Below are 21,261 nucleotides of genomic sequence, written 5' to 3' on the forward strand. Positions count from 1 at the left end.
TCTTTAAGCGAACGCTAAGCGTGGCTTAGAACAACTCTTCTGCAACGCGGAACAGCTCAGAACGGTCTGGGTTCTGCATGTTCTCGATACAATCGATGATGTCGTGGTGAACAAGTTCTTCTTTCTCGATACCCACACAACGACCACCGTGACCTTCTTGAAGAAGGTGAACAGCGTAGTTACCCATGCGAGAAGCCAATACACGGTCAAATGCAGTAGGACGACCACCACGTTGGATGTGACCAAGAACCGTTGCACGAGTTTCACGACCTGTTGAAGATTCAATCTCTTTAGCCAGTTCGTTAGCATCCATCATTAGCTCAGTTAGAGCGATGATTGCGTGCTTCTTACCTTTCGCAATGCCATCTTGGATGTTGCTGATAAGCTGTTCTTTATCTAGGCCAGTCTCTGGAGTAATGATGTACTCACAACCACCCGCGATTGCTGACATAAGCGTAAGATCACCACAGTGACGGCCCATGATTTCAACAATAGAAATACGTTGGTGAGAAGAAGACGTGTCACGTAGACGGTCAATTGAATCAATAACAGTGTTAAGCGCTGTTAGGTAACCGATTGTGTAGTCAGTACCCGCGATATCGTTATCGATTGTGCCTGGAAGACCGATACATGGGTAACCCATTTCAGTCAGCTTCTTAGCACCCATGTAAGAACCGTCACCACCGATAACAACAAGTGCTTCGATACCGTGCTTCTTAAGGTTCTCAATGCCTTTCTCACGAACAGCAACGTCTTTAAATTCAGGGAAACGTGCAGAACCTAAGAAAGTACCACCACGGTTGATCACGTCAGATACGCTTGAACGGTCAAGCTTTTCGATACGGTCTTCAACAAGGCCTTGGTAGCCATCGTAAATACCGTAAACTTCAATGCCAACTGATAACGCAGTACGAACAACGCCGCGAACTGCTGCGTTCATACCTGGAGCGTCACCACCACTGGTCAAAACACCGATCTTCTTAATCATGCTCACCCTCGATTTTTGGGAATCTATTATTCAATTCTTGTTCTTGCTGATTGTATATCAACAAGATTTTAAATCTATATTTGTGCGTTATGTTACATTTCCTCAACAGGAATAGCACTCAAATCGCGTAAAATTATGTAACATTTCTACTTCTGTAAGAGTATTACAGTTTTACTCAATAACTTTGTTGATTCACATCAGAATCAACATTAATTGTTACTAAGGTGGTTTTTGAATCACCTAACAGTTAGTAATTTTTACTCACTTTAGTTCAAAAGCCACTCACTTACCATTTGCCCGCTGATTTTTAGCACGCATTACCACGAGTGGAATTTCTGCTGCTTCTCTGGTCCAAATACGACCGAATACGGGTCTTGGTGAATTAATACATCAGCATCAGGGAACACGGAGATAAGCTTAGCCTCTACTTCGTCAGAAATGCGATGCGCTTCAATAAGTGGGATATTATCTTCCAATTCTAGATGCAGTTGGATGAAGCGTATTGGCCCCGAGCGACGCGTTCGTAATTGATGCACACCCAACACGCCTTCCACGCTCAATGATGTCTCTTTAATCTGTTTCAGCTCATCATCTGGCAGCTTATGATCAAGCAGAGACTGAACCGCTTCCATCGCCATTTGATAAGCGCTGTACAGAATGTAGATACCGATACCGACCGCGAATACTGAGTCCGCCTGACCAATCCCAAACCAGCTCAATGCCAGTGCCAGCATGATCGCAGCGTTCATATAAAGGTCTGATTGATAGTGCAGAGAGTCGGCCGCAATAGCTTGGCTGCCTGTTTTGTTGACCACATGCTTTTGGAATCGAACCAAACCGAAGGTCATCACCATCGCAAATAAGCTGACATAGATACCAATCTCTGGAGAATTCAGTTCATGAGGTCGGAAGAAGCGCTCAATACCATTGAGAATAAGGAAACATGCAGAGCCTGAAATAAACATTGCCTGCGCTAATGCAGCTAGAGATTCAGCCTTACCATGACCAAAGGTGTGCTCTTTGTCGGCAGGCTGCAGAGAGTAACGAACCACGATAAGGTTAACGACAGAGGCCGCGATATCCAGCATTGAATCCACGACGGAAGCCAACAGACTCACGGAACCTGTCACCCACCAAGCTGCGACTTTCACTATCAATAAAATAGTGGCGATGGTGGTGGCTGCCCAAGCGGCGAGCGTAACTAAACGTGCGTATTCTTGTTTCATAACTTGGCTATAAAGTGACTGATAGCACAAAGTATAACCTGCAAACCACCAATTGAATATGACAGCCATGATGTAAAACATTCATTTTTAAGGATCAAAAAAAGCGACACTCGGCCGCTTCTTTCTAAACACTTTCATTCAACGCTGATTTTTCAAGCAATGAATTACTTGTCTTTGTTCATGCGTTTTCCCATTTTGTCAGCACACTTAGTCATGCGCTCTTGTTGGATTTCTTTCAGTTGAGTCTTTTGCTCAGCCGTTAGTACGCTCATCATTTGGTGTTGCTTCTTAAGCATTGCTACGCGACGCTCAGTTTGCTTCTCAACCATTTGGCTTGCTAGGTCGTTTGCTGCTGCTTCGTCAAAGTTGTCAGCAAGTACCAATGCTTGAACCTTTTCGTGATGCGCTTTCATTTGCGCCATTTTTGCCGTTTTGTTTGCACCGCGCTTTGCTTTCATCTCAGCACGGTCTGCTTCACGCATCTCTTTTAACTGTTCTTTTTGAGCGTCGGTTAGGTCTAGTTGGCGCATTACTTTTTTATCGAAACCGCCACACTTGTCGTGCATACCTTTGTGGTCACCTTTATCACCACCACCGTAAGCATACGCGCTTGCTGTACCAAAAATAAGTGGAAGTGCCGCAGCTGCTAGTACAAGTTTCTTAGTCATTTTCATAATTGTTGCCTCAATTCGGTATAATAAGTCATGTGTTGCGTCTGTTTCTCAGCGCTTAGATATAGATTAGTCTTTCCCTCGTAAAGTGACGTTTAGAAAGCGTAAAGAATCGTAAAGAGTGAAAGTTGACGAATAATTAGCAGTATTATTAACGTGTAAATAACCAATTAAGGCTTCCCAATGGCGAACATTCTTCTTATTGATGACGACACCGAGTTAACCAGCTTACTCAAAGACATTCTGAGCTTTGAGGGCTTCACTGTTTCCGAAGCCAATGATGGCTATGCAGGACTTGAAGCTATCAATGATGAGATTGACCTGATTCTTTTAGATGTGATGATGCCGCGTCTTAATGGCATGGAAACACTAAAGAAACTGAGAGAAAATTGGGAAACACCCGTGCTAATGCTGACCGCAAAAGGCGAAGAGATCGACCGTGTGATTGGTCTTGAACTTGGCGCGGATGATTACCTGCCTAAACCTTTCAGTGACCGAGAGTTGTTAGCTCGTATTCGAGCTATCTTGCGTCGTACTCAAACCAACACCGCACCTAAGGCGGCCAGTGATAGAGTTCAATATCAAGACATCGAAGTCTTCCCGGGCAAACAAGAAGCCTACTGCAATGGGGAGCTCATCGACCTCACCACAACCGAGTTCGCCCTACTGAGTCACCTTATCCAAAACCCAGGGCAAGTGATCACCAAAGAAGCATTGAGTTTGGATGTGCTGGGTAAAAGGCTCGCAGCGTTTGACCGCGCGATAGACATGCACATCTCTAATCTACGTAAGAAGATTCCTGAGCGCACTGACGGCAAATCACGTATCAAAACCTTACGAGGCCGTGGCTACTTATTGGTAGAGGAAGATTAATGCGTATACCTAAAATCACCAGCTTATATGGACGTATCTTTGCTATCTTTTGGTTCACCATGTTACTGGTGCTTTTGTCGGTACTGTCACTTCCCCATTTAGACCCTCGAGTCGCGCGCGATGTGCCCGCAGATCACCTCGATAAACTCGAGCGTATCGCTAAAATCACAGAGAAACGCTACGCCAAAGAACCTAATCTGGGCAAGATTGTCTTCCAACTGGAGGCGCCACGCAGCCGCAAGGATTCTAGAGCTCGCATCTACCTGACCGATCTTGAGGGCGCAGTCCTTACCTCGAAAAGGCATTCAGACTATAAGCTAAAGGCGATTCGTAACTTTGTTACCTCGATTGATAACCCTGAGATACCGAAGCAAAAACTCTACGGACACTACATGGTCGCAGGGCCAGTGCCAATTACTCTCGCTGGTGAAGAGTTGCTGATGTATGCCGGAGTGAAGTGGAACCAACCACCGCCATTCTTACTGCGCCTGTTTGATAGACCTCTGCAGCTATTGCTTGCCGTGATGTTGGCGAGTACCCCGCTATTACTTTGGTTAGCTTGGGCACTGAGTCAACCCGCTCGCAGGCTAGAACGCGCGGCACAACGCGTGGCGAAAGGTCAATTCGAGGTCGATCCAACACTCGAAAAAGGTACTTCAGAGTTCAGACAAGCTGGTGAAAGCTTTAACCAGATGGTAGAAGCGGTAAACCAGATGATTTCGGGGCAACAACGCCTGCTCTCTGATATCTCACACGAGCTCCGCTCGCCACTGACACGTCTTCGCATGGCCAATGCACTGGCGATTCGTAAACAAGGCGAGAGCCAAGAGTTAGAACGCATTGATACCGAAGCACAGCGTTTGGAACAGATGATCAGTGAGCTGCTAACGCTATCTCGTATGCAGGTCGACAGCCATATTACTCGTGAGGTTCAGCCTATCTCGAGCCTATGGGAAGAGATCTTAAAAGACGCAGAGTTTGAAGCCGAACAGATGGGCAAACAACTGACGTTCTCGGAGATCCCAGAACGCTCTATTTCGGGGAACCCTAAACTGCTGATGAGTGCGCTAGACAACATTACACGCAATGCCATCTACTACGGTAAAGACCAAGTGGATGTACAGTTCCATGTGGTTCAAGATCAGCTAACAATTTGCGTCAATGATAATGGTGATGGTGTTCCAGAGGATGAACTCGATTCTATCTTCAGACCTTTCTACCGTGTCTCAACAGCGCGTGACAGAAACTCTGGCGGCACAGGGCTTGGATTAACCATTACTGAAAGTGCGATTCGCCAACACAGCGGAACCATCACCGCAACCCGCAGCCAGCTCGGTGGATTACAACTCGAAATCACCCTGCCTATCTTACCGGTGTAATACCCCCACAAAGATCGCAGTTGATAATGATTGTCATTATGGTAAATCCTCTAATTAAGGAGGATTTACCATGTCGCACACTTTCCCTGCTTTACCCTACGCTTACGATGCCCTAGAGCCTTACATTGACGCTAAGACAATGGAAGTGCATTACAGCAAGCACCATAGAACCTACTACGATAAGTTTGTTGCGGCGGTGTCTGGCAGCGAGCTAGAACAGCAATCTCTGACCGAGATCTTTGCCAACATATCTCAGCACAGCCCTGACGTGCGTAACAATGGTGGTGGCTACTACAATCACATCTTGTATTGGAATTGCATGTCGCAAGACGGTGGTGGTGAACCTACGGGCGAGCTTGGTGAGGCTATCAAGAGTACCTTCGGTGATTTCGAGACATTCCAAGATCAGTTCGCCCAAGCGGCGATCAATACCTTTGGCTCCGGCTTTGCTTGGCTAGTGGTAGAGCAAGGGCAACTGAAGATCATCTCAACCTCGAACCAAGATAATCCGTGGATGGATACCGTGGCGAGTGATGGCGAACCGATTCTCGCGCTCGATGTTTGGGAACACGCCTACTACATCAGCTACCAAAACCGTCGTCCTGATTACATCAATGCATGGTGGAACGTGGTGAATTGGAATGCCGTATCTGAAAACTACGCGCAAGCACTAACGAACCAAGCGTAAGCGAATGGTGACGGTGGCGAACTGTACTCACTCAGCTTGCCACCGTATACTCGGGCTATCTTTGATTACTCTTGTGAACCAACATGTTTGATATCGCTCTATACGAACCAGAAATTGCACCCAATACGGGTAACATCATCCGCCTATGTGCTAACTGCGGTGCAAACCTGCACCTGATTGAACCGCTTGGCTTTGATTTTGAAGAGAAGAAGGTTCGTCGTGCTGGCTTGGATTACCACGACCTTGCGCGAGTTAAGCGTCACAAGAACCTAGAAGCTTTCCTTGAGTATCTTGAGAATGAACGCGAGGGTGACTTCCGCATCTTTGCCTGCACCACTAAAACGACAGGTCACCACGTTGATGCAAAATTCCAACAAGGTGATGTGTTGATGTTTGGCCCAGAGACTCGCGGGCTGCCTGCTGAATTCATCGAAAGTATGCCAATGGAACAACGCATTCGTATTCCAATGATGCCAGACGCGCGCAGCCTGAACCTGTCTAACGCAGTGGCAATCATTGCTTTTGAAGCATGGCGACAAATGGGTTTTGAAGGCGCGGTATAACCGAACACTCAAGCTTATCTGTTATCTGTTATCTGTTATCTGTTATCTGTTATCTGTTATCTGTTATCGATAGTAAACAGTAAGTAACAGCTAGCGACAGACAATAAAAAAGGCTCTTACCATTATCACTTTCTTGCGAAGGATAAAGGTAAGAGCCTTTTCTGTTTTCCCTCTATATAAAGAGAGAAAAAATTAATTAGTTTAAGCGGTTACGATCGTTGTCGTCGTCTTTCTTCTCAAACTCACCTTCAAAGGTGTTGCCGTCTTTTGATTGGTCAGATGGATCGCGATTGAATGGGTCTTGTCCAAATGGGCTCTGGCCAAAACCAGCTTGTCCACCGGCATGGAAACCACCAGACATGTTGGTCACCACCATTTTTTCCATCATTTTCTTGGCAATCATCGCTCTTGGTGCTGGCAATAATACCAACATACCGAGTGCGTCCGTCATAAAACCCGGAGTCAGCAGCAATACACCGGCAACTGCAAGCATCACGCCTTCAAGAATCTGTTGTGCTGGCATTTCGCCTTGTTGCAAACGACCTTGCACAGACATAAGTGTCTGAATGCCTTGGCTACGAACCAGCGATGCACCCACAAATGCAGTGATCAAAACCAACGCAATAGTTGGCCACAATCCTAAGAAGCCACCAACTTGAATAAATAGCCCAATCTCAATGATGGGTACGAAGATAAATAGTAATAATAAGATAGGAAACACACGCCCTCCTTTGTTACTTGCAGTTTACGCTGAAAGCCCTAACAATCTCAAATTTATCCTGTAAATAAGCGTGTTTATTGACCAAGAATAACTTTGCAAAATATTGACGAAACAAAACCGAAAAAGGTGATCCACTTAATATTTTTATGCGCTAAGTACAGTATCATGTGCCACATAAGTCAGGACGGATTTATCAGCCCAATATTCTAGCGAACGGAGTATTTGCACACAGAATAGGCTAATAACTAACTATATAATCAGAATAATTCTCTAAGGATCCTGTTATGGCTACTCAATCAGAAGCTCAAGTTGAAGCTCCTCAAGCTACTCGTCTCGAAGAAGATCTATTAGGTCAACGTCATGTTCCGGCTGATGCTTACTACGGCATCCACACTCTACGCGCAGTTGAAAACTTCAACATCTCAAATGTAACGATCTCAGATGTACCTGAATTCGTTCGCGGTATGGTGATGACTAAGAAAGCAGCGGCTTTAGCAAACAAAGAGTTAGGTGTAATTCCAAGCGAAGTGGCTAAATACATCATCCAAGCTTGTGACCTAATTCTAGACACGGGTAAGTGCATGGATCAGTTCCCATCGGACGTTTTCCAAGGTGGTGCTGGTACTTCTGTAAACATGAACGCAAACGAAGTTGTTGCGAACGTGGCTCTTGAACTTATGGGCAAAGAAAAAGGCCAATACGAGTTCATCAACCCGAACGACCATGTAAACCGCAGCCAATCTACAAACTGTGCTTACCCAACTGGCTTCCGTATCTCTGTTTACAACAGCGTTCGTAAACTGATTGATGCGATCGAATACCTAAAAGGTGCATTCGAGCTTAAGAGCCAAGAATTCAACACGATTTTGAAGATGGGTCGTACTCAGCTTCAAGACGCAGTTCCAATGACGGTTGGCCAAGAGTTCCACGCTTGGGCTGTAACCATCAATGAAGAAATCAAAAACCTAGAATACACTTCAAAACTACTGCTTGAAGTAAACCTAGGCGCAACGGCTATCGGTACAGGTCTGAACGCAGCACCGGGTTACCAAGGCCTAGCAGTGAAACACCTAGCAGAAGTAACAGGCCTAGAGTGTGTAGCGGCTGAAGATTTAATCGAAGCAACGTCTGACTGTGGCGCATACGTAATGACGCACGGCGCACTTAAGCGTCTAGCAGTTAAGCTATCTAAGATCTGTAACGACTTGCGTCTACTTTCTTCAGGTCCACGTACTGGTTTGAACGAGCTAAACCTACCTGAACTGCAAGCAGGTTCTTCAATCATGCCTGCTAAAGTAAACCCAGTTGTACCTGAAGTAGTAAACCAAGTTTGCTTCAAAGTTCTAGGTAACGACAACACGGTTTCTTTCGCTGCGGAAGGTGGTCAACTTCAACTGAACGTAATGGAACCTGTTATTGCACAAAGCATGTTTGAGTCTCTAGACATTCTGACAAACGCTTGTGTGAACCTGCGCGACAAGTGTGTAGACGGCATTACGGTAAACAAAGAAGTATGTGAAGCGCACGTATTTAACTCTATCGGTATCGTCACTTACCTAAACCCATACATTGGCCACCACGAAGGTGACATTGTTGGTAAGATCTGTGCAGAAACAGGTAAGAGTGTTCGTGATGTAGTTCTAGAACGCGGTTTATTGACCGAAGAAGAACTTGATGACATTTTCTCTGTTGAAAATTTGATGCATCCTCAGTATAAAGCGAAGCGCTACGAATAAAGTTAGCGAGAAAGGGTTCCAAACGGAGCCCTTTTTTAGGCTCCAATACGGTTAACCATGATTATTTTGTGGATTTCCGTTGGTTGCGCTTTTGCCAAATTGAATCTAAACCATAGAACTATTATGTGAACATTCCAGCGGCGAATGTTCACATAATAAAATCTAAATGAGGTGTTACTTATGATTGCAGTAGAACTGTTTGTCGTCCTGCTCTTTATCTTTTTGGGGGCCAGAATTGGCGGTATCGGTATTGGTTTTGCCGGTGGTGCTGGTGTTATTGCCCTTTCACTTATTCTTGGCGTTCCAACAAGCCAATCTTTCATCCCGATCGACGTAATCTTGATCATCATGTCAGTTATCACCGCAATTGCTGCAATGCAAGTTGCTGGCGGTATGGACTGGTTGGTACAAATTGCCGAAAACTTTTTGCGTAAACACCCTGAACGCATCACCTTTTACGCGCCGATTGTGACCTTTGTAATGACATTAATGGCGGGTACTGGTCACACAGCATTCTCTACGCTTCCTGTTATTGCAGAAGTAGCGAAAGGCCAAGGTGTTCGTCCTTCTCGTCCACTGTCTATCGCAGTTGTCGCTTCTCAAATTGCTATCACAGCTTCGCCAATCTCGGCTGCAGTTGTGGCTTTCGCAGCAATGTTGGCACCATTTGGTGTTGATTACCTAACGCTATTGATGGTTTGTATCCCAACAACCTTCATCGCTTGTATGGTTGGTGCGGTTGTTGCTAACTACATGGGTAGCGAATTGAAAGACGATCCTGTTTATCAAGAACGTCTAGAGAAAGGTCTAATCAAGCTAGCAACAGAAGAGAAACGCGAAATTCTACCTACAGCGAAGAAAGCAACGTACATCTTCCTAGCTGCAATTGGTTTCGTGGTTTGTTACGCAGCGGCTATCTCTAGCTCTGTTGGCCTAATTGAAAACCCGGCGCTAGGTCGTAACGAAGCGATCATGTCTGTAATGCTGGCAGCAGCAGCGGCTATCGTGATGTTCACTAAGATTGATGCAGCGAAGATTTCTTCAGCACCAACGTTCCGTTCTGGTATGACGGCATGTGTATGTGTACTTGGTGTGGCTTGGTTAGGTTCAACGTTTGTAAACGCACACGTTGCTGAAATCAAAGACGTAGCAGGCGCTCTACTGGCTGACTACCCATGGATGCTGGCTCTTGTTCTGTTCTTCGCTTCTATGCTGCTTTACTCTCAAGGCGCAACAACAGTTGCACTGATGCCTGCAGCACTAGCGATTGGCGTAGCACCACTAACAGCCGTTGCTTCTTTTGCTGCGGTAAGTGCGCTGTTCGTACTTCCAACTTACCCTACGCTACTAGCAGCGGTTGAGATGGATGACACAGGCTCAACGCGTATCGGTAACTACGTATTCAACCACCCATTCTTCATTCCAGGTGTGGTAACAATCAGTACTGCGGTAGCACTCGGCTTCGCATTCGGCGGTCTGTTTATCTAACATTCGCTGGTGATTGAACATTTAAAAGGAAGCTTCGGCTTCCTTTTTTGTTTTCTGCTCAATGTGTTATTTGATACGCATCAAATAACCATTATAAACTTTAAAAACCGCCTAAAAATAAAGTTTGAATAAAATTCCAAGATTATTCTGCCTAATCATAAACAACACCTACCAAATCAATCTCCTTCCACTTCCAGTTAATCCAAAACGAATATTAATCCAAGCTAACTAACCAAAAAACCTTGACGATTTTCTGCCATTTTTTAGCCCTTTTATTAGCCATTATTTTTGTGAACAGCACCAAACTTAAATACCGGAGTAAGGAATAAAATAACCGCAGCTAAATTAAATCTAACTTCATTTGGATTAGTAAATATAAAAACAACCTTAATTTAAAGTCAGCAACTTTATATCGTTGAGTGCTTTATAAGTGTCCGTGTATTTACAATCTATAAATCATTAGTCGCTAATTCACATCACTTCTATTTAAGATGATGTAAGGAGATAGCCATGACAACTCAAACGATACCAAGCGAGAAAAAAAAGGGCGGCTTCTTTGCCAACTTTAAATTCCCTTCTGCCTACACCATTCTATTTATTCTGATTGCGTTCGTCGCACTGCTTACCTGGATTGTTCCAGCAGGCCAATACGACCGTGCAATGAATGAAGAGCTAGGCCGAGAAGTACCCGTAACCGGAACCTATCAAGCGGTAGAAGGTAACCCTCAAGGCGTGATTGATGTACTGCTCGCGCCTATTGACGGCTTCTATGACCACAATAGCTATGAAGCGGCGGCTATCGACGTTTCGCTGTTCATCTTAATCATTGGTGGCTTCTTAGGGCTAGTAACCAAAACGGGTGCCATTGATGCCGGTATCGAGCGCGTCACCGCCCGCTTAGAAGGGCGAGAAGAGTTGATGATACCAATACTGATGGCGCTATTTGCCGCAGGTGGTACCGTCTACGGCATGGCGGAAGAATCACTGCCCTTCTATACATTGCTAGTGCCGGTAATGATGGCAGCTCGCTTTGACCCTCTTGTTGCCGCTGCGACCGTACTGCTTGGTGCAGGTATTGGGGTGCTGGGTTCAACGATTAACCCATTCGCAACCGTGATCGCTGCCAACGCCTCTGGTATTCCATTTACAGACGGTATCGTGTTGCGCATTGCGATGTTGATTATTGGTTGGGGTATTTGTGTTGCCTACGTAATGCGTTACGCAAGAATGGTTCAAGCCGATCCAACAACATCAATTGTCTACGACAAATACGAAGAGAACAAAGCGCACTTCTTAGGTAATGCGAGCGGCGAAAAACTTGAATTCACCGCGACTCGCAAACTGATTCTGACCATTTTTGGTGGCTCGTTCGCTGTAATGATTTATGGTGTATCCGTTGCTGGATGGTGGATGGCTGAGATCTCAGCGATGTTCTTAGCAGCAACCATCATCGTTGGTATTGTGGCTCGCATGAGCGAAGAAGAGTTTACCACCAGCTTCATTGATGGTGCCCGCGACCTACTTGGCGTTGCGCTCATCATAGGTATTGCACGTGGTATCGTAGTGGTGATGGACCGCGGTATGATCACCGATACCATTCTCTTCTCAGCAGAACAGATGGTAACGGGGCTTTCTTCGGTTATCTTCATTAACGTGATGTTCTTCTTAGAGATTCTACTGTCGTTCTTAGTGCCATCGACCTCTGGCTTAGCGGTACTGACCATGCCAATCATGGCACCACTGGCCGACTTTGCTGGCGTAGGTCGTGACTTGGTTATCACTGCGTACCAATCTGCATCTGGCTTGGTGAACCTAATCACCCCAACCTCCGCGGTGGTGATGGGTGGTTTGGCGATTGCTCGTGTCCCTTACGTGCGCTGGGTTAAATGGGTGATGCCACTAGTCGGTATATTGATGGTGTTCTGCATTGTTGTACTGAGTATTGGTGCGCTGATCTAACTAACAGCACTTCACTCCTTTCTCATCCAAAGCCGCTTCTCACAGCGGCTTTTTTATTGTTCCCTCTCAATGTAACCCTCTGCCACTGAAACAGCTCCTCAAAGCCATACACGCGATATTCAAGGTTCTTCTGTTCGTAGCCAAGCTCAACCAAACTCAAAGCACTCGCAATAGAAGAATCAATCCTACTTTTAAACATCTAATTTTCTTGATGAAATAACACTCTATTTTCAACCATGATGTTTAAACAAATAGTTAGTCACTTATTATCGTTAATTATATTTAAAGTAATTAATAGCCTAATAAACAGACGAGGATTAATGCCCTTTTCTATCAAAAAACACACTTAAAAAGCCGATTTTAAAATGTGATCGCAACAGCTTTATTCGCATTTACTTTGTTAATAAACAATTAATTCCACATCCAAAATTAAATATCTAAATAAAAACACTGCATACTTCCAAGCTAAGTACACTCTTATCAATAAAACTATTCTGCATATAATCTCTCGTAAATTAGATTCTAGTAAGTTTCGTCAAAAAAGCGTGCATAAAGTTCCCTAACTGCTAACTATTTAGAATGTATTATTCATAACTGAAAGTGCATAAAGTTTGTTAAAACCCTTAATTTCAAAGGGCTGCGGGATAAAAAACGATTTGTGATAGATCTCTAAGAATACCTGACTAGCAGGCGTAATATTAATTCCAGACAAGAGATATGAATAAATAATTCATTCTTCTCAACTGAAAATAAATAATTACTCTTAGCGATAAAAGTAATTCAAATATATAAGAGAGAGACGATCATGAGTAAGTTCTATGTAGGTTCTGAAATAGGTCAATTACGCCGCGTTCTAGTTCACCGTCCAAGACGCGCACTGACTCACCTAACACCCTCTAACTGTCACGATTTACTATTTGATGACGTACTGGCTGTTGAACGTGCTGGTAAAGAGCATGACGCATTTACTCAAACGCTGCGTGATCAAGGTGTTGAAGTTCTTCTTCTTACTGACCTACTAGCAGACACGCTAGCAGTGCCAGAAGCGAAAGATTGGCTTTTGAATCATCAAGTTTCTGATTACCGCTTAGGCAAAACCTTTGCTAACGATGTGCGCTGCTACTTGGGCGACTTACCAAACCTAGAACTAGCAAAAATCCTAACGGGTGGTCTGTCTTACGCTGAGATGCCAATGAAATCATCTTCAATGATGCAAGGCATGCACGCACCAACCGACTTCATTATCGAACCGCTACCAAACCACCTATTTACTCGTGACACATCTTGCTGGGTATACGGTGGCGTATCCATCAACCCGATGGCGAAACCTGCTCGTCAACGTGAAACCAACCACGTTCGCGCTATTTACCGCTGGCACCCAACATTTGCTGGCCAAGACTTCATTAAGTACTTCGGCGATGAAGAAAACATCAGCTACGACAACTCAACCATTGAAGGCGGTGACGTTCTTGTAATCGGTCGCGGCACGGTTCTTATCGGTATGTCTGAGCGTACAACAGCACAAGGTGTTGAGCACTTAGCATCTAGCCTATTCAAACACGGTCAAGCGAAACAAGTTATCGCAATGCAGCTACCAAAACACCGCTCTTGCATGCACTTAGACACCGTTATGACGCACATGAACGAAGATACGTTCTCTGTTTACCCGGAAGTGGTGAGTAAAGACGTACAGTGCTGGAACCTAACTGGTGATGAGTCTGGCGCAGTGAAAGTGAAAGAAGAAGGCTACTTCGTAACAGCTATCGAAAAAGCACTTGGCGTAGACAAGCTAAACCTAATCACGACCGGTGGTGACAACTTCCATGCAGAACGTGAACAGTGGAACGATGCAAACAACGTTCTAACGGTTAAACCTGGCGTTGTGATTGGCTACGAAGGCAACACCTACACCAATGAAAAATACGATAAAGCAGGCATCACAGTTCTTCCTATCCCTGGAGATGAACTTGGCCGCGGTCGCGGTGGCGCACGCTGCATGAGCTGCCCAATTGAGCGTGATGGTATCTAATCACTAAGACGAAAACGGCCAAGTTGAATGATCTTAAATAATCTCAGCTTGGCCAAAATGAGAGAACACAATTATGACTAAGCAAACTGTTGTTGTTGCACTCGGCGGTAATGCCCTACTTCGTCGCGGTGAGCCGTTAGAAGCCGATGTTCAACGCCGTAATATTGAAACAGCGGTTAAAACCATCTCTGAAATCGCGAAAGTGTACAACGTGGTTCTAGTACATGGTAATGGCCCACAAGTTGGTTTACTGGCTCTGCAAGGTTTGGAATACAAAAAAGTAAACCCGTATCCGCTAGATGTATTGGGCAGTGAGACTCAAGGCATGATCGGCTACATGCTGATGCAAGAGTTCAAGAACTATCTACCTAACCGCAACATCTCGTGCATGTTGACGCAAATGACCGTTGATCCAAACGATCCTGCATTCGCCGATCCAACGAAGCCGATTGGCCCGATCTACGAAGAAGCGGAAGCGCGTGAATTGGCGGAGAAATTCCACTGGATCGTCAAACCAGACGGCCAACACTTCCGTCGCGTTGTGCCAAGCCCACGCCCTACCGGCATTGTTGAACACGAAGCGATCACTCAGCTTATCGATGCAGGCCACCTCGTGATCTGTACTGGCGGCGGCGGCATCCCAGTGAAAAAAGAGAATGGCAAATTAGTCGGTGTGGAAGCTGTTATCGACAAAGACATGTCTGCGGCTTTCTTAGCGAAACAACTGGATGCGGATGCGCTACTGATTCTGACCGATGCAGACGCTGTGTACCTGGATTGGGGCAAACCGACTCAACACGCACTGCGCAGCACCACACCAAGTGAACTGGCGAAATTCGAATTTGATGCAGGCTCTATGGGACCAAAAATTGAAGCATCGTGCGAATTCATTCAGCAAGGCGGCAAAGTCGTCGGTATTGGTGCACTCGAAGATGGTTTGCAAATCCTGCAAGGCTTGGCGGGCACCAACATCACCAAAGATTAATCTACTCGCGAGCTTTTCAAACCTTGCGAGAAAACTGAATCACCGTTTGAACTGAAATTAATACACAAAAATTGAATCGCGCTTTCTTGAATTTTCTTTCCCTGTAACAAGAAAGCGCCTAAATCTAAGAAGGAATACATCATGGCTTTTAACCTACGCAATCGTAACTTCCTAAAACTACTAGATTTCACTCCACGCGAAATTCAACACTTATTAGATCTTTCTATGGAGCTAAAAAAAGCGAAGTACAACGGTTACGAACAGCCAACACTAACTGGCAAAAACATTGCGCTTATCTTTGAGAAAACCTCAACTCGTACTCGCTGTGCATTCGAAGTAGCGGCATTCGACCAAGGCGCTCGCGTGTCTTACTTAGGCCCATCTGGCTCTCAAATTGGCCACAAAGAATCAATGAAAGATACCGCTCGCGTTCTTGGCCGTATGTACGATGGCATTGAATACCGCGGCTTCGGTCAAGAGATTGTTGAAGAGCTAGGCGCTTACGCTGGAGTTCCAGTATGGAATGGTCTGACTGACGAATTCCACCCTACACAAATTCTTGCTGACTTCCTAACCATGACGGAATACGGCCGTGGTAAACAACTGCATGAAATCAGCTTTGCTTACCTAGGTGATGCTCGCAACAACATGGGTAACTCTCTGATGGTTGGCGCAGCGAAAATGGGCATGGACATTCGCCTTGTTGCTCCAAAACAGTTCTGGCCACAAGAAGAACTATTGGCTCAGTGTCGTGAAATCGCAGAGCACACAGGTGGCAAAATTACACTGACTGAAGATGTTCAAGAAGGCGTGCAAGGTTGTGACTTCCTGTACACCGACGTTTGGGTATCTATGGGCGAAGCGAAAGAAGCATGGGCTGAGCGTATCAACCTAATGATGCCTTACCAAGTGAACATGGAAATGCTGAAAGCAACGGGTAACCCACATGTGAAATTCATGCACTGTCTGCCAGCTTTCCATGGCGAAGATACCACGGTAGGCAAACAACTTGCGGCTGAATATCCACAGCTAAAAGACGGTGTGGAAGTGACTGATGAGGTAGTTGAGTCTGAATACTCTATCGTGTTCGATGAAGCTGAAAACCGCATGCACACCATCAAAGCAGTAATGGTTGCAACACTAGGCAGTTAATTACCTAAACAGCTAAGAATCGAAACAACTAAGAAGTTAAGCACTCACTTGTTCGCGAGACATTGACAAGTTAAGTGTAATGACAGGGAAATGCGGGCGGCGAACTTGGGATTTAGCCCTTGGATAAAGCCCGCATTTTTTTTCATGTACTTGAGGGCATTATCGCCCCAAAAACCCTGAGATTTTCTGTTTCAACAAGGGCTTAAATCAAAGCAAAATGTAGAGGTTATTTCGCATAAAAATCCATTAAATGAATACTTTACAGAAAGTATTGCATGCCGTTTTTATCTGAGTATAATCCTCCGCAATTTGTCTTAAGAGAGCAAAAAATGAACTGCAATTCTGTCGCACATGATTGTCAAACTACACGCCAAAGAGTGGCGGTGGTGTCATTTTTATTTTGCTCTATTGATCGTTTCGAAGCCTCCTATTTTTAGGGGGCTTTTTTTTTGTCCGCAATTTGACTGTATGCATAGAAGGAAGACCCGTTATGGCGCATTCGTTATTTAACAAGCACATCATCTCCATTCCAGAGCTCTCTCGTGATGAACTGGAGCTTATCGTCGATACTGCAGCAAGACTCAAAGCAGAGCCAAATCCAGAGCTGCTGAAAAATAAGGTGGTGGCGAGCTGCTTCTTTGAGCCTTCAACTCGAACTCGCCTTTCATTTGAAACTGCAGTTCAACGCCTAGGTGGCACGGTCATCGGTTTTGATAATGGCGGTAACACATCGCTGGCTAAAAAAGGCGAAACACTTGCCGATTCAGTGCAGGTTATTTCATCCTACGTCGATGCCTTTGTAATGCGTCACCCACAAGAAGGGGCAGCACGTTTAGCGTCTGAATTTTCTAACGGTGTGCCGGTAGTAAACGGCGGCGACGGTGCTAACCAGCACCCGACGCAAACCTTGCTGGACCTATTCTCGATTTACGAAACACAAGGCACGCTCGATAACCTCAATGTGGCGTTCGTCGGCGACCTAAAATATGGCCGTACCGTGCACTCATTGACCCAAGCACTATCGAAATTCAATAGCGTGCGTTTCTTCTTTATCGCGCCAGAAGTCTTAGAGATGCCAGATTACATCTGTGAAGAATTGGAAGAGATGGGCATCCAATACAGCACTCACAGCAGCATTGAAGAAGTCGTGCCGGAACTGGATGTTCTGTACATGACTCGCGTGCAGAAAGAGCGCTTTGATGCGTCGGAATACGCACACATGAAATCGGCTTACATCCTCACCGCCGATACATTGAAAGACGCTCGTCAAAACATGAAGGTACTTCACCCGCTGCCACGCGTCGACGAAATCACCACCGACGTTGATAAAACGCCACACGCTTACTACTTCGAACAAGCTGAAAACGGTGTATACGCTCGCGAAGCCCTATTGGCCCTAGTTCTTAACGACACTTTATAAGCAGGAGAAACAGTCATGGTTAAACAAACTCAGCTACAAGTAGAAGCGATCCGTAACGGCAGCGTGATTGACCACATCCCTGCTCACCTTGGTATCAAAATCCTTAAACTGTTTAAGCTACACAAGACAGAACAGCGCATCACTATGGGCTTAAACCTGCCATCATCGGCACTTGGCCATAAAGATCTAATCAAGATTGAGAACATCTTCCTGACCAAGGAACAAGCCAACCAATTGGCTCTTTATGCTCCGCAGGCAACGGTCAATCAGATTGAAGAGTATAAAGTGGTTAATAAGCTAACCCTTGTGCTGCCAGAGCAAATCCACAGTGTCTACTCTTGCCCGAATAGCAACTGTATTTCGCACGGTGAACCTGTCGAAAGCAGCTTTAAAGTGCAGCTAAAACAGGAAAACGTGCAGCTAAAATGTCACTACTGTGAAAAAGTATTCTCTCGCGAGATCATGAGTGAAATTCGCTAACCCTTAGCGCCATTATCACGGTCTCCAAAGCACCCTAATACCGATGGATATTTATGCCAAACTTGGAATAAATATCCATTTAACAAAAGAATAAAACTCCAAAATAAAAGCAATTAACTAGAATTTTATTTGGTGATCCCCTTCAAAAAGATAACTATCCTTTAGTGGTAGACTCAATGGGTAGACGATCATACATCACGCATACCTTCCCTCTTTATTTCGGGATTCATCGGTAAGCCCTATTTAACAATCGTACTCTACGGCTTTGGGAGTACGCTCGGCGCTATGGACAAGCGATAACCACATGTTGACCTTAAGGAGTTGTTCATGAACCCAATCACTGAGCACGGTTGCTTGTATTCAGCTGAAGATAAAACACTGACTGCAGCGTGCAAACGCTTACTACAACAACAAAGCTTCTCGACCCAGAATCAACTGCGCGAGAAACTCGTCGACATTGGCTATACAGGTATCAGCCAATCGACTGTCTCTCGCATTTTGTCACAGCTTGGCGTTGTCAAAATTCAGAATGCCTGTGGTAAAAAGGTTTACTGCATCACGGTTGAAAGCGCGCCTGTGCGTGTCGATGCCTCTATCTCATCACAAATCGAATTAATTACTCACAACCAAGCGATGGTGATCGTAAAAACAAACCCTGGTTGTGCACAGTTGGTCGCAAGATTAGTCGATATCGACCCACATACCGAGATTATCGGTACGGTTGGCGGCAATGACACCGTGCTTATTATTCCAAAAGATACGATGAATATTGATGCTTGCGAACAAGTAGTAAAAGCACGCTTGGGTGTAGCTTAAATGTCTCTTTTACAAAGGCAAGTCACTCAAGTTGAATTGCAGCTCCCCACTCGATTACCCAATAAAATCGCTATCCCGCCTTAGGGGATATTTGTTTGCCGATGAAACTAATAGCAAACTATTACGGTCTGATTGAGTTAAGATACCTTCAACTCCATTTTGATGACTAAATAGTATGCGACGACTTGCCACATTACTTTTTGTTTGTGTTTCCCTATTCACCCAGCCTGCGTGGGCGCTATTTGGGAACGACAACGCCGAGCCAAGCTTCGGAGGCAATAACAATGGTTTTGTCCCTGTAGACCAAGCTTTCCCTTTCAATTACTACCAGCAAGACGACAAAGTCCTTCTCGACTGGCAAGTAAAAGAGGGCTACTACCTCTATCAACATAGCCTCTCGTTCACCGGGCAAAATCTCGCTATCGGTAATGTTGAATTAGAAGATGGTAAGCCGCACCAAGATGAATTCTTCGGTGAGGTGAGCATTTATACTCAGCCGTTATTCGTGCAAGTTCCTCTGCAGAGTTACCAAGATGGCTCACAGCTGATCGTTAAGTATCAAGGCTGTGCGGACGCAGGGTTCTGCTACCCACCAGAGACTCGTATCATCGACATTGAACCTTTCACAGCAACAGGTTCTGCTAATTCGCAAGGTAGTGACTCACAAGCTTCATCTTCTGCTGGCAACGAAACCGATGTTTCTACGCAACCAACATCTCCGAAAGCAGACGTTGTAAGTAACACGACTCAACAGCCAAATGCCCCTGTTTCAAAAGAAGCAGGCTTAGCCGATAAGCTCGGTGACAGTTGGTGGACCCCTCTATTATTCTTAGCACTCGGTGTTGGTTTAGCCTTTACGCCGTGTGTGCTGCCTATGTATCCGATTCTAACGGGTATCGTTTTAGGTGGTGGCAAACTCAGCCAAGGTCGCGCGCTGATGCTGTCCTTTATTTACGTGCAAGGCATGGCGTTAACCTACACCTTATTAGGTTTAGTGGTTGCTTCAGCAGGCATGCAGTTCCAAGCCGCTATGCAGCACCCTTACGTGCTGATCGCGCTGAGTGTTCTGTTCGTGGCGTTGGCAATGTCGATGTTTGGCGTTTATAACCTGCAACTACCAAGCAGCATTCAAACTTGGCTCAACAATCAAAGCAATAAGCAGCAAGGTGGCAATACCTTGGGCGTATTCGCAATGGGCGCTATCTCTGGCTTGGTGTGTTCACCTTGTACCACGGCGCCATTGTCAGGCGCGCTGCTGTATGTGGCTCAGAGTGGCGACCTATTTACCGGTGCGATTGCTCTGTATGCATTAGCCATGGGTATGGGTATTCCGCTGATTTTAGTTGCGGTATTTGGTAATAAGCTATTGCCTAAAGCGGGCAGCTGGATGGACAAGGTGAAGATCGTATTCGGCTTTATCTTGCTGGCAGCACCTATCTTCCTGCTAGAGCGCATCATTCCTGAATTGTGGGCAACCGTGCTTTGGTCTGGCCTTGGCTTCATCGCCTTTGGTTGGCTGTACCATAGCAAGAATGCACTGCCATTCGGCGGCTGGAAGCAGAGTGCGGTAGGCATCATCGCGATGCTTGGCTTGTTTGCTTCGGCACAGCCTGCATTGAACTATTGGTTTGCGGAGAAGAGCGTAACGGTAGAACAACAGCACATCCAATTTGCACGCATCAACACGGTTGAAGAGCTAGAAATCCAGCTCATCGAAGCGAAGAAACTCGGTAAGCCTGTGATGCTCGACTTCTACGCCGATTGGTGTGTGGCGTGTAAAGAGTTCGAGAAGTACACCTTCCATCAAGCTGATGTGGAAAACAAGCTTTCTGACTTTGTACTGCTACAAGCCGATGTAACGAGAAACATGCCTCAAGACATTGAACTGCTTAAACAATTACAGGTACTTGGCTTACCGACGATTGAGTTCTGGGATGGCGAGGGTAACCATGTTCCAAATGCTCGTGTAACCGGTTTTATGCCTGCTGATGTATTCTTAAAACACATGCAAAACCACCAGCTATAACGGCAATATTCACTAAAATATAAGCCGAATCGAAAGCCGCACCGCCCCTCCGTAACGAGAT

The 21,261-nt window shown here is 45.5% G+C and carries 18 protein-coding genes; 14 read left to right on the forward strand and 4 right to left on the reverse strand.

The features are described 5' to 3' along the window. Window positions 1-25: 25 nt before the first annotated feature. From pfkA to AB4585_RS14450, 3 genes are all read right to left on the reverse strand, one after another. On the reverse strand, window positions 26-988 hold the full coding sequence (gene pfkA, locus AB4585_RS14440; RefSeq protein ID WP_017061160.1) for a 6-phosphofructokinase: 963 nt from the start codon (window positions 986-988) through the stop codon (window positions 26-28). A gap of 317 nt (window positions 989-1,305) precedes the next feature. Next, the gene (gene fieF / locus AB4585_RS14445) at window positions 1,306-2,214 is read right to left on the reverse strand and encodes a CDF family cation-efflux transporter FieF (protein WP_029235400.1); all 909 of its coding nucleotides are present in this window, start codon (window positions 2,212-2,214) and stop codon (window positions 1,306-1,308) included. A 164-nt stretch (window positions 2,215-2,378) separates the two neighbouring features. Then, a complete protein-coding gene (locus AB4585_RS14450) occupies window positions 2,379-2,888 on the reverse strand; it encodes a CpxP family protein (protein ID WP_017063671.1) in 510 nt (169 codons plus the stop codon). Window positions 2,889-3,068: 180 nt separating this feature from the next. Between AB4585_RS14450 and AB4585_RS14455 the strand changes: the two genes are divergently transcribed. The 4 genes from AB4585_RS14455 (at window position 3,069) to trmL (ending at window position 6,388) form a co-directional block, all read left to right on the forward strand. Further along, entirely contained in the window at window positions 3,069-3,758 is a 690-nt protein-coding gene (locus tag AB4585_RS14455) for a response regulator (protein WP_017061163.1), read from the forward strand. Further along, on the forward strand, window positions 3,758-5,137 hold the full coding sequence (gene cpxA, locus AB4585_RS14460) for an envelope stress sensor histidine kinase CpxA (RefSeq protein WP_017068848.1): 1,380 nt from the start codon (window positions 3,758-3,760) through the stop codon (window positions 5,135-5,137). Before AB4585_RS14455 ends, cpxA begins: the two co-directional genes overlap by 1 nt. A 70-nt stretch (window positions 5,138-5,207) precedes the next feature. Then, entirely contained in the window at window positions 5,208-5,825 is a 618-nt protein-coding gene (locus AB4585_RS14465; protein WP_102320305.1) for a superoxide dismutase, read from the forward strand. Window positions 5,826-5,908: 83 nt separating this feature from the next. Next, entirely contained in the window at window positions 5,909-6,388 is a 480-nt protein-coding gene (trmL, locus tag AB4585_RS14470; RefSeq protein ID WP_009844716.1) for a tRNA (uridine(34)/cytosine(34)/5-carboxymethylaminomethyluridine(34)-2'-O)-methyltransferase TrmL, read from the forward strand. Between the two features lie 196 nt (window positions 6,389-6,584). Here the strand turns inward: trmL and AB4585_RS14475 are convergent, their stop codons facing one another. After that, the gene (locus tag AB4585_RS14475) at window positions 6,585-7,109 is read right to left on the reverse strand and encodes an FxsA family protein (protein WP_012604974.1); all 525 of its coding nucleotides are present in this window, start codon (window positions 7,107-7,109) and stop codon (window positions 6,585-6,587) included. 284 nt (window positions 7,110-7,393) lie between these two features. Here AB4585_RS14475 and aspA point away from each other — a divergent pair, with 284 nt between their 5' ends. The 10 genes from aspA (at window position 7,394) to AB4585_RS14525 (ending at window position 21,200) form a co-directional block, all read left to right on the forward strand. After that, complete coding sequence (aspA, locus tag AB4585_RS14480; protein WP_017063668.1) at window positions 7,394-8,845, forward strand: aspartate ammonia-lyase; 1,452 nt, start codon at window positions 7,394-7,396, stop codon at window positions 8,843-8,845. Between the two features lie 180 nt (window positions 8,846-9,025). After that, window positions 9,026-10,333, forward strand: coding sequence for an anaerobic C4-dicarboxylate transporter (locus AB4585_RS14485; protein ID WP_017061168.1), 1,308 nt, complete (start codon window positions 9,026-9,028; stop codon window positions 10,331-10,333). 510 nt (window positions 10,334-10,843) lie between these two features. After that, window positions 10,844-12,292, forward strand: a complete 1,449-nt coding sequence (locus AB4585_RS14490; protein ID WP_017062726.1) for a YfcC family protein — start codon at window positions 10,844-10,846, stop codon at window positions 12,290-12,292. Between the two features lie 805 nt (window positions 12,293-13,097). Beyond that, window positions 13,098-14,321: an arginine deiminase gene (gene arcA, locus AB4585_RS14495; protein WP_017062724.1), complete on the forward strand. Its 1,224-nt coding sequence runs from the start codon at window positions 13,098-13,100 to the stop codon at window positions 14,319-14,321. A gap of 73 nt (window positions 14,322-14,394) precedes the next feature. Next, a complete protein-coding gene (arcC, locus tag AB4585_RS14500; RefSeq protein ID WP_017062723.1) occupies window positions 14,395-15,306 on the forward strand; it encodes a carbamate kinase in 912 nt (303 codons plus the stop codon). Between the two features lie 141 nt (window positions 15,307-15,447). Continuing rightward, the gene (locus tag AB4585_RS14505; RefSeq protein ID WP_017062722.1) at window positions 15,448-16,458 is read left to right on the forward strand and encodes an ornithine carbamoyltransferase; all 1,011 of its coding nucleotides are present in this window, start codon (window positions 15,448-15,450) and stop codon (window positions 16,456-16,458) included. Window positions 16,459-16,948: 490 nt separating this feature from the next. Continuing rightward, window positions 16,949-17,878, forward strand: coding sequence for an aspartate carbamoyltransferase (gene pyrB, locus AB4585_RS14510; RefSeq protein ID WP_372170102.1), 930 nt, complete (start codon window positions 16,949-16,951; stop codon window positions 17,876-17,878). Window positions 17,879-17,893: 15 nt separating this feature from the next. After that, on the forward strand, window positions 17,894-18,358 hold the full coding sequence (gene pyrI / locus AB4585_RS14515) for an aspartate carbamoyltransferase regulatory subunit (protein ID WP_017062720.1): 465 nt from the start codon (window positions 17,894-17,896) through the stop codon (window positions 18,356-18,358). Between the two features lie 327 nt (window positions 18,359-18,685). After that, the gene (locus AB4585_RS14520; protein WP_248638902.1) at window positions 18,686-19,174 is read left to right on the forward strand and encodes an arginine repressor; all 489 of its coding nucleotides are present in this window, start codon (window positions 18,686-18,688) and stop codon (window positions 19,172-19,174) included. A 175-nt stretch (window positions 19,175-19,349) separates the two neighbouring features. Continuing rightward, window positions 19,350-21,200 carry a protein-disulfide reductase DsbD gene (locus AB4585_RS14525; protein ID WP_017066562.1) on the forward strand — a complete coding sequence of 617 codons (1,851 nt, stop codon included), beginning with the start codon at window positions 19,350-19,352 and terminating at the stop codon, window positions 21,198-21,200. The last annotated feature ends 61 nt before the right edge of the window (window positions 21,201-21,261 follow it).

It is taken from the genome of Vibrio sp. 10N.222.49.C9 (assembly GCF_041474985.1).
GTDB classification, from domain to species: domain Bacteria; phylum Pseudomonadota; class Gammaproteobacteria; order Enterobacterales; family Vibrionaceae; genus Vibrio; species Vibrio crassostreae_C.

Bases quoted from the DNA above. Each gene is read 5' to 3' on its own strand.
- AB4585_RS14525 (WP_017066562.1), top strand. From the start codon at position 19,350: ATGCGACGACTTGCCACATTACTTTTTGTTTGTGTTTCCCTATTCACC.
- cpxA (WP_017068848.1), top strand. From the start codon at position 3,758: ATGCGTATACCTAAAATCACCAGCTTATATGGACGTATCTTTGCTATC.
- AB4585_RS14520 (WP_248638902.1), top strand. From the start codon at position 18,686: ATGAACCCAATCACTGAGCACGGTTGCTTGTATTCAGCTGAAGATAAA.
- aspA (WP_017063668.1), top strand. From the start codon at position 7,394: ATGGCTACTCAATCAGAAGCTCAAGTTGAAGCTCCTCAAGCTACTCGT.
- AB4585_RS14455 (WP_017061163.1), top strand. From the start codon at position 3,069: ATGGCGAACATTCTTCTTATTGATGACGACACCGAGTTAACCAGCTTA.
- fieF (WP_029235400.1), bottom strand. From the start codon at position 2,214: ATGAAACAAGAATACGCACGTTTAGTTACGCTCGCCGCTTGGGCAGCC.
- pfkA (WP_017061160.1), bottom strand. From the start codon at position 988: ATGATTAAGAAGATCGGTGTTTTGACCAGTGGTGGTGACGCTCCAGGT.
- AB4585_RS14465 (WP_102320305.1), top strand. From the start codon at position 5,208: ATGTCGCACACTTTCCCTGCTTTACCCTACGCTTACGATGCCCTAGAG.
- AB4585_RS14450 (WP_017063671.1), bottom strand. From the start codon at position 2,888: ATGAAAATGACTAAGAAACTTGTACTAGCAGCTGCGGCACTTCCACTT.
- pyrB (WP_372170102.1), top strand. From the start codon at position 16,949: ATGGCGCATTCGTTATTTAACAAGCACATCATCTCCATTCCAGAGCTC.
- AB4585_RS14505 (WP_017062722.1), top strand. From the start codon at position 15,448: ATGGCTTTTAACCTACGCAATCGTAACTTCCTAAAACTACTAGATTTC.
- AB4585_RS14490 (WP_017062726.1), top strand. From the start codon at position 10,844: ATGACAACTCAAACGATACCAAGCGAGAAAAAAAAGGGCGGCTTCTTT.
- arcA (WP_017062724.1), top strand. From the start codon at position 13,098: ATGAGTAAGTTCTATGTAGGTTCTGAAATAGGTCAATTACGCCGCGTT.
- AB4585_RS14485 (WP_017061168.1), top strand. From the start codon at position 9,026: ATGATTGCAGTAGAACTGTTTGTCGTCCTGCTCTTTATCTTTTTGGGG.
- trmL (WP_009844716.1), top strand. From the start codon at position 5,909: ATGTTTGATATCGCTCTATACGAACCAGAAATTGCACCCAATACGGGT.
- pyrI (WP_017062720.1), top strand. From the start codon at position 17,894: ATGGTTAAACAAACTCAGCTACAAGTAGAAGCGATCCGTAACGGCAGC.
- arcC (WP_017062723.1), top strand. From the start codon at position 14,395: ATGACTAAGCAAACTGTTGTTGTTGCACTCGGCGGTAATGCCCTACTT.